We start from the raw sequence: 5,227 nt of genomic DNA, 5'->3' as shown, positions 1-5,227 counted from the left end.
GGCAGTTACGTGCGCAATGTGAGATTTCTGGTACATATAAATTCCTGCAAGATATTTTTAAAATGATGGGATTAGACATCCCTAAAATCCAGATCGAATTACCTTTTGAACATCCTAAAGATATGCGATGGACTGAGGCTTACCAAGCTTATTATGGACATGATGTTAAGTTTGGATGTCATCAAGCGGCATTTATTATGCATGGCGTAGAAATTCTAGACATAAAAGTACCTTCAGCAGATGTATTAACTTATCGAATTTATGAGGAAAAGTGCTTACAAGATATCGAGAAATTCGAAAAAAGCTCTGATGGTATTTTAACAATCGTAGAGTACGTAGAAGGGTATCTTGAAATGCAAAATGGGGTAATTCCCACGATGTCAGAAACAGCATGCGCACTCAATATTCCTGAACGAACATTAAGGCATCAACTGCAACAACTACAAACCAGTTATAAAGAAATTAGAGAGCGCTTAATTAAACAAAAAGCCATTAAATTTATCGAAAATAGTGCCTATTCGATCGAGCAGGTTGCAGAAATTTTGGGATATTCAGAGCCAGCAGCCTTTAACCATGCATTTAAACGTTGGTTTGGACGAAGTCCTCGACAATATCATCGAAAAAACTAAATGCTTAAAAATGGTACATTATGATGTTTAAACTCTATGATAATTAAGCCTAAAATCTAATGTCTTTGAACTCAATGTTCGATATAATTTTCACCAATTAAAATTGCAATAACGCCTTATGTTAAATTCTAAACCAGACTCACATAGCACTGCATATACACCAACATCGCCTGCTGAGCGCTATGCTCAAGCTCTTGAGTCAGGGCAATTTATGCCTGATGAAGCTCAAGCGCAGGCAGTGCAAGAGTTAGATCGAGTATGGAAAGAGTTACTCACTCGCTATAAAGCTTCAAAAAAAGCATTTCGACGTTTCCGCAGACAAACATACCCAAAAGGTGTTTATATGTGGGGTGGTGTTGGTCGTGGTAAGACATGGTTGATGGATCAATTCTATGAATCTGTGCCTTTCCGCCGCAAGATACGTCTGCATTTTCATCACTTTATGCAGCACGTGCATAAAGAGTTAAATAAACTTTCTGGTCAGCGCAATCCTTTGGATATGGTTGCAGATCAGATTTATAAAGATGCTGTTGTAATTTGTTTTGATGAGTTTTTTGTATCGAATGTTACGGATGCCATGATCCTGAGTGATTTGTTTCAAAAACTATTTGAACGTGGTATCACACTGGTTGCAACTTCAAACATTGCACCCGAAGGCTTATATAAAAATGGTATCCATCGTGACCGTTTCATGCCAACGATTGAATGTGTACAAAAAAATTGCACAGTATTAAATGTTGATGCAGGAATTGATTACAGACTACGTGTATTGAAGCAAGCTCAATTGTTTAAATATCCATTGAGTGCTGATGCTCAAGTATGGATGTTAGAGCGTTTCAATGCATTAACTCAGACTCAAGTGAAGTCAAACTCACCGATTATGATTAATAATCGTGTAGTTGAAACACTCGGGCATACAGAAGATGTTCTATGGTGTGAATTCTCAGAATTATGTTTTAAACCGAGAAGCCCCGCTGATTTTATTGAAATCGCAAATATCTACAACACTGTGTTAGTTAGTAATGTTCCACATTTAACAGATTTCCTTTCGGAAGGAACTCGTCGCTTTATTTATTTGGTCGATGAATTCTATGACAGAGGCGTTAAATTATTGATTAATTCAGAAGATTCGATTATTGAGTTATATGAAGGATCTAAATTAGCATTTGAAATTGAACGTACACGTTCCAGATTGTTAGAAATGCAATCAGATGCATATCTGCACTCTGAACATCGCCAAATTGATATGGCTAAAACTTCATAATTTATAAAGGCATTCTTCGGAATGCTTTTTTTTATATTTTGATACTGAGAAAGCTTTATTCTTGGTTGATTTTTGTTATAACTAAATGTGTTTTTAAGACTGTGAGATCATTACATCCTCATAGAATAAGTAAAATTTTAATTTAAAGTTTTGATTTACTAAATCTCGTAGTTGTCAATACTTCTAATTGAGAAAATGCTTACTATTTAGGAATGTGATATTACTATTCAGGCTAGTATAAATCAGTATACTAGGATTCTTGTTATAAAAAGTTAGCACCATCAGGAAAGACAATGACTGTACGTATTCAAAAAGGCAAGCTAGCGATTGCTAAAGAACTTTACGATTTCATCGAAAATGAAGCTTTACCAGGTTCTGGTTTAGATAGTGAAACTTACTGGAAAAATTTCGAGCAAGTCGTTGTCGATCTTAGCCCTAAGAACAAAGCATTATTAGCGAAGCGTGAAGAGCTACAAGCTAAAATTGATGAATGGCACCGCAATAATAAATTTGAGTTAAATGCTTATAAGGCATTCTTAACTGAAATTGGTTATCTTGTTCCTGAAGTTGAAGACTTCAAAGTTACAACTGAAAATGTTGATGAAGAAATCGCATTATTAGCTGGTCCACAGCTTGTTGTACCTGTACGTAATGCACGTTATTGCTTAAATGCTGCAAATGCACGTTGGGGTTCATTATACGATGCACTTTATGGTACTGATGTAATTTCTGAAGAAAACGGCGCTGAAAAAGGCAAGGGTTATAACCCTGTTCGTGGCGACAAAGTTATTGCTTTTGCTAAAGATTTCTTAAATCAAACTTTCCCATTGGCACAAGGTTCACATGCTGATGCGACTAAATACGCAATCGAACATAACCGTTTAGTTGTTACGTTGAAAGATGGTTCTACTACTTCTTTAGCTCATGAGTCACAATTCGTTGGCTTTAATGGTGAAGCAGAAAACCCTACAGAGGTTGTTTTATTAAACAATGGCTTGCATGTAATTATCGATATCGATGCGAATAGCCCAATTGGTAAAACTGATGCAGCAGGCGTTAAAGATTTAACACTTGAAGCAGCAATTACAACTATTCAAGATTTGGAAGATTCTGTAGCAGCTGTAGATGCTGAAGAAAAAGTAGAAGGCTACCGTAACTGGTTAGGCTTAATGAAGGGTGATTTACAAGAATCAATCGAGAAGAACGGTAAAACAGTTACTCGTGCTCTTAATAAAGATCGTACTGTTAAAAACTTGATCGGTGGAACGACAACTTTACATGGTCGTTCATTGATGCTTCTTCGTAACGTTGGTCACTTGATGACAAACCCAGCCATCCTTGTTGAAGGTGAAGAAGTTTTCGAAGGTATTATGGATGCTTTAGTAACTCCGTTACTAAGCATTGTAGATATCCGTGGTGAAAACGAAAACCATAACTCTCGTAAAGGTTCGATGTATATCGTTAAACCAAAAATGCATGGTCCAGAAGAAGTTGCATTTGCGGTTGAGTTGTTTGAACGCGCTGAACAAGCTCTTGGTTTGCCTGCTAAAACACTTAAAATCGGTATTATGGATGAAGAGCGTCGTACATCTGTAAACTTGAAAAACTGTATCGCAGCTGCAAAAGACCGTACAATTTTCATTAACACAGGTTTCATGGATCGTACTGGTGATGAAATCCATACTTCTATGGAAGCTGCACCAGTTGTTCGTAAAGAAGCTGTTAAAACTCAAAAATGGATTGCTGCTTACGAAAATCGAAACGTTGCGATTGGTTTAGAGTGCGGTTTACAAGGTAAAGCACAGATCGGTAAAGGTATGTGGCCAAAACCTGACAGCATGAAAGATATGTTGGCGACTAAGATTGCACATCCAAATGCGGGTGCATCATGTGCATGGGTTCCATCACCAACAGGTGCGGTACTTCACGCAATGCATTATCACCAAATCAATGTAAAAGCTCGTCAAGATGAATTAGCATCTCAAGATATGTTGACTTTAGATGATTTGTTAACACCTCCTTTTGCTACAGAAACTAACTGGACAGCAGAAGAACTAAACAACGAACTTGAAAATAACTGTCAAGGTATCTTGGGTTATGTTGTTCGTTGGGTTGATTTAGGTGTTGGATGTTCTAAAGTTCCAGATATCAACAACGTTGGTTTGATGGAAGACCGTGCAACATTACGTATTTCTTCTCAACATGTTGCAAACTGGTTACGTCACAGTATCGTAACGCGTGAACAAGTTGAAGAGGTATTGAAACGTATGGCTGTAATTGTAGATCAACAAAATGCGAATGATCCACTTTATACGCCAATGGCACCAAACTTTGATGGCATCGCTTTCCAAGCTGCTTCTGATTTAATTTTCAAAGGCGCTGAGCAACCATCTGGTTATACAGAGCCATTGTTACATGCTGCACGTTTAAAACTTAAAGGTTATACAGGTGATTAATTTCATCTAAAATAAAAGCCTCTTCGGAGGCTTTTATTATTTTGAAGATCATTTTTATGTGTGCTAACTTTAAACCCATCACACTGGAACAAGTAAAGCAACTTGAATTGCCGCTTGTATCTTTTGCCTATGAAGAAGAGGTTTATCCAAGTTATAAAACTCCATTATTGTTTAAATCTGAACAAGGTTTGGTGTGGAGGGAGGTTCTGTTTGGTTTAGTACCCAAATGGGCAGAAGATATTAATATTTCAAAACATACTTATAATGCACGTCACGAAACTATTTTTCAGAAACCAAGTTTTCAAGAATCTGCCTACAAATGTAAGTTTGGCGTAATCCCTGTAACTGAGTTTTATGAAAGCAAATATATAGATAACAAGCCACAACGCTGGGCTGTAAAGCGTAAAGATGGGCGGGCATTTTATATTGCTGCACTTTATGAGATTAGAAAATTAAATGACAAAATAATTCGTTCAGCTGCGATGTTAACCATGGATGCTATAGATCATCCGATGATGAAGGATTTCCATGAACCTGGTGATGTCAAAAGATCAGTTGTTATTATTCCTCATGAACAATTAGAAGAGTGGTTAACATTAAAACAGCCGTATCAATTAATTAATTTTATGAATGGTTTTCCTGTAGATGAATTTGAATGTTTACATGTACCAAAACCTAAAATTGAGAAAATCACACCCCAGCTCAATATGTTTGATTTATTTTAGATTCGAAAATAAAAAAGCTTCCTTTATAGGAAGCTTTTTTTAAATTTGATTAAATGTAAGCGTCCGCTGAACCCCATGCCTATTTTTTAATTTGAGTTGGATTTCCAGCGATGTGGCAGTAATTCTTCTATTTGGGTCGCTTTATGCGTCGGC

General features: G+C 36.7%; 4 protein-coding genes. All 4 read left to right on the top strand.

The features are described from left to right. A partial coding sequence (locus tag A2003_RS01160; RefSeq protein WP_286686713.1) for a helix-turn-helix domain-containing protein occupies positions 1-629 on the top strand: 629 nt, incomplete at its 5' end. Positions 630-747: 118 nt separating this feature from the next. Continuing rightward, positions 748-1,893: a cell division protein ZapE gene (gene zapE / locus A2003_RS01155; RefSeq protein ID WP_004911455.1), complete on the top strand. Its 1,146-nt coding sequence runs from the start codon at positions 748-750 to the stop codon at positions 1,891-1,893. A gap of 293 nt (positions 1,894-2,186) precedes the next feature. Continuing rightward, positions 2,187-4,349, top strand: coding sequence for a malate synthase G (locus A2003_RS01150; RefSeq protein WP_125297739.1), 2,163 nt, complete (start codon positions 2,187-2,189; stop codon positions 4,347-4,349). A 56-nt stretch (positions 4,350-4,405) separates the two neighbouring features. Next, positions 4,406-5,074 (top strand): SOS response-associated peptidase family protein, encoded by a 669-nt coding sequence (locus A2003_RS01145; RefSeq protein ID WP_005402553.1) that lies wholly within the window; start codon positions 4,406-4,408, stop codon positions 5,072-5,074. The last annotated feature ends 153 nt before the right edge of the window (positions 5,075-5,227 follow it).

The organism is Acinetobacter sp. GWC1_38_13, from assembly GCF_001767535.1.
Classification (GTDB): Bacteria; Pseudomonadota; Gammaproteobacteria; order Pseudomonadales; family Moraxellaceae; genus Acinetobacter; species Acinetobacter junii.
Note: the sequence above shows the minus strand (reverse complement) of the source record. Positions and strands in the feature narration are given on the sequence as shown.